Origin of the sequence: [Clostridium] aerotolerans DSM 5434 (genome assembly GCF_000687555.1) — a bacterium.
Lineage (GTDB): Bacteria > Bacillota > Clostridia > Lachnospirales > Lachnospiraceae > Lacrimispora > Lacrimispora aerotolerans.
In genome coordinates this window covers 1-3,417 of sequence record NZ_JHWJ01000039.1, presented here as the reverse complement: position 1 = coordinate 3,417, position 3,417 = coordinate 1, and the positions used below count along the sequence as shown (strand labels likewise).

The window sequence follows — 3,417 nt, the reverse complement described above, 5'->3', positions numbered from 1 at the left end:
GGTGGGCCATATTGTAATAACAGATAAGTTTTAACAAAGGAACTCTGGTTCTACTATTTATAGTACTTTAATAATAGAAGAATTTTAACGTATTGCTATCCTTATCATAAACGATTCTTTTTACAATAGTCCTTAAAGCAGTCCCTTTCATCCTGTTATCTGTATCCGGATCGGATAATATTTCATAAGCACTTTTAATTTTTAACAGCTGCTGGCTGTTTTTCTTACTGACGTCATCAGCCAGTTTTCTTTTTATATCACGATATTGCCTGTCTAATTCCATTCTTTCGTTCTCTAAGCGCTCTTTGTTGTTTTTATATTCCTCTATGGAATCGATTCCCTTTTCATACGCATCCTTAATTCTTGCCAGCTTAGCTGCATTTCTCAGCCGGGCTGCTCTATTTTTTTCTGCGTCATCATCCTTTATTAATTCTGGCTTCTTTTTATATTCACACTCTTGTTCCCCAAAATCCAGGACATTTTTTAGGGACTCCAGAATAAGAGTCTCTGCCTTGCTTACGGTAATACTGCAGGATTGGGAGTGAGTCCCTTTAGCATATCGCCAGCATTGAAAATAACCGTTTTTAAGATTTGTTTTACCAGCTCTGTTACACCCCAGGCTTGCACCGCAATAACCACAAGTCAGGAGCCCTGAGGCCCAATGCCTGCAATCCGAACTCTCTCTTCTGTTTCTGGGGCGAAATTCCCTTTGAAACCGGCTCTGATTGTCATGAAAGACAGAGGTCACGGAGCTTCTTACTTCATGTGAGCCGTGAAAGGATATGTCTTTCCATATGACCATCCCGTTATAAAACTGATTGGTCAATATGCGTTCGATGGAACGTCTGTCAAATAAATTGCCTCTCTTGGTCAAATATCCTCTTTCGTTTGCTTCTCTGGCAATCGAAGATAAATCCATGCCGTTATGGTAGGATTGGTGAATGAATTCCACAATTTTATATTCTTCCTCCTGTATAAGAAATGGCTTTCCACCTCCTAAGGCGGTATAACCAAGGCAAGGGGTGGTCTGATATCCTTCCCTTAAAGCCTTTTCTGTCATGCCCCGGGTTACCTCTCCAGAGAGATTAAAAGAGTAGTACTCATCAAACCATTCAATAATGCTTTCGATCAGACGTCCGAACATGCCTTCCATAATGGGCTCTGATACACTTTTAATGGTTACCCCACATTTCTTACGGAGAACACTTTTATAAAAGGTACTTTCCTCCTGGTTTCTTGCAAATCTGGAAAATTTCCATAGATAAAGATACTGAAATGGAGAAGGCTGTGATTTTGCAATGGAAATCATTCGCTGAAACTCTTTTCGATTATCAGCACGGCGGCCGCTCACTCCTCTTTCTTCTATAAAAATATATTCTTTTGGAATCATGATACCATCTGCTTTTGCAGCCTTCAGAATTTCCCTTACCTGAGCGGCTGGTGATAATTCAGTCTGATCATTGGTGCTTACCCTAACATAAGCAGCTCCAGTTTCAAAGGTTTCATATTTTTTCAACTTAAATCACTTCTTTCTGTTTGCACCGTGGAAAATGGCGAAACAAGTACAATCCATGTCACATACATTTTATCAGGAAGGGGAGTAGATTATGAATAAAATGCCAGTAATAGAAAATTACATAGAAATAAATGGTGAAATAATTCTTATAGATTCACTGCCAAAGGAAAAAAGAGAGGAAATAGCAGAAATGCTTCAGAATAAACTCATGGAGTCCATGGGCTATCAGCGTATTAAGGCGATAAAGTAAGATAAATGGAGGAAGCCGGCAGAATGATATCATCCTGCCGGCTGAGTATGAAAAAGTTTTGAATAAAAGGGTTATTACCTTCTATACATGTTAATATACAGGTTTTATGTGTTGATATTTTGTAGAAAATGTGATGATTTAGTGAAATAGATGATTCAAAAGGGTACTCATTTCACCTATGGAATAGGATTGTATCGAAGGGGTCAAAATGTAATGAGAAGACAAATTTTTAATGTGGGATCAAAGGAGGAGAATTGTGAAAAGGACAGTGGTATTTGATTTTGACGGTGTGATCCATAGCTATAAACAGCGTTATGTTAGTGCAGAAGTGATACCGGATGAGCCGGTAGAAGGAATCAAGGAGGCCATCCATAGCATCAGAGAGGCAGGCTATGACGTAGTGGTTGTCTCTTCCAGGGCATCAAGTACAGAAGGAAAAAAGGCAATTGAAGAGTATTTAAAAAAGTACAAGATCCAGGTGGATGATATTAAATGGGAAAAGGTTCCAGCCATCTGCTATATCGACGACAGAGCCATTTGCTTTCAGGGAGATCCATCTGCTCTGTTAAGCCAAATACGTTCCTTTAAGCCCTGGAATAAGAAATAAGGAAAGCCCTGGAACACCTGACCAGGGCTGTTATCTATGTATTAGAATTTTTCATGCAGTTCTAAAATGGAAATAGAAATTCTGGTATTCCGGTTGAATAGGGGGCTATATCATACTGCTGGTAATAAATGACGATACCCTCAGGCGTCACGTAGAATCCTTCTATATTAAAGTTCCCCTGTATTAAAGAAGGGTAATCTTCAAAATAGGTGGAAGGTTCTTTCTCAAGACGCTCTGTTACCTGCCTGCTGATTTCAGCAAGGATGGATTCCATAAACATAGGATCATCAGGAAAATAATCGGAAAGGCTCAGGCGTTTCCCTGTCTGAAAGTCCCAGGTCTCTGAGGTCCGCTCTGTAGTTCCATGGGCTCCGCCCAGATACGTATAGTAATCGGTATAGAGACTAACGATACAGTTATTGTTGTATGTAATTTGATAGATGGAAAGAACTTCATAGTTGTTAAATGGGTAATTATTTTCCTTTTGATACTTAGCCTGTTCCACAGCCTCCTTATAAAGTGTCGTACGGGCGTAGTTTTCTTTCTGTTTCGCCTGAAATCTATAAAAGTTGTTAATCCTCCAGGCAGTTGTGTAACCACAGGTGGTAGTAAAGTATGGGTAGTGGATTGTATAAGTAAGAACAGGGATATCCTCATAATAGAGGGTATCTGCAAGTGTCTTATTCGTAATCGTCTGCATAAATGCCTCGCAAAGGAATGTTTCTACAATATATGGATAAGTTTAAAAGATTATGAGTTTTTGTTTTACATAATTCCCTGGCGATGGGACAGACTAATGATGAGGTGATGATTATGAAAAAAGAAGAAGAAAAAGCCAAAGCACAAGAGAATGCTAAAAAAACAGACAACAGGCCTGAGACCTTCCAAAACCACTGGGAAACCGGTAAATTTCTAGGTCCAAATACCCTGAGATATGAAGAGAACCGCAGAGAATATGAAAATGAAGAATAAAGACAAGCAGGAGGAAGTCCATTAGAAGCTTCCTCCTGTTTGCTTTAAATATCTGTTTTTGAACTCAGGTGG

General features: G+C 39.2%; 5 protein-coding genes. 3 read left to right on the top strand and 2 right to left on the bottom strand.

Annotated features, from left to right (window positions below):
- Positions 1-67: 67 nt before the first annotated feature.
- On the bottom strand, positions 68-1,516 hold the full coding sequence (locus T546_RS0122265) for a recombinase family protein (RefSeq protein WP_026893482.1): 1,449 nt from the start codon (positions 1,514-1,516) through the stop codon (positions 68-70).
- Between the two features lie 91 nt (positions 1,517-1,607).
- Here T546_RS0122265 and T546_RS25640 point away from each other — a divergent pair, with 91 nt between their 5' ends.
- Positions 1,608-1,766, top strand: a complete 159-nt coding sequence (locus tag T546_RS25640; protein ID WP_166429852.1) for a hypothetical protein — start codon at positions 1,608-1,610, stop codon at positions 1,764-1,766.
- A 256-nt stretch (positions 1,767-2,022) separates the two neighbouring features.
- A complete protein-coding gene (locus T546_RS0122255) occupies positions 2,023-2,373 on the top strand; it encodes a phosphatase domain-containing protein (RefSeq protein ID WP_242842279.1) in 351 nt (116 codons plus the stop codon).
- Between the two features lie 61 nt (positions 2,374-2,434).
- Here T546_RS0122255 and T546_RS0122250 read toward each other — a convergent pair whose 3' ends face one another.
- A complete protein-coding gene (locus T546_RS0122250; protein ID WP_026893480.1) occupies positions 2,435-3,073 on the bottom strand; it encodes a DUF3298 and DUF4163 domain-containing protein in 639 nt (212 codons plus the stop codon).
- A 113-nt stretch (positions 3,074-3,186) separates the two neighbouring features.
- On the opposite strand from T546_RS0122250, the gene T546_RS25455 reads away from it, so the two are divergent.
- Complete coding sequence (locus tag T546_RS25455; protein WP_156951400.1) at positions 3,187-3,345, top strand: hypothetical protein; 159 nt, start codon at positions 3,187-3,189, stop codon at positions 3,343-3,345.
- Positions 3,346-3,417: the final 72 nt, after the last annotated feature.

Excerpts from the sequence above, each read along its gene's own strand:
- T546_RS25640 (WP_166429852.1), top strand. The coding sequence starts at position 1,608 with ATGAATAAAATGCCAGTAATAGAAAATTACATAGAAATAAATGGTGAA.
- T546_RS0122250 (WP_026893480.1), bottom strand. The coding sequence starts at position 3,073 with ATGCAGACGATTACGAATAAGACACTTGCAGATACCCTCTATTATGAG.
- T546_RS25455 (WP_156951400.1), top strand. The coding sequence starts at position 3,187 with ATGAAAAAAGAAGAAGAAAAAGCCAAAGCACAAGAGAATGCTAAAAAA.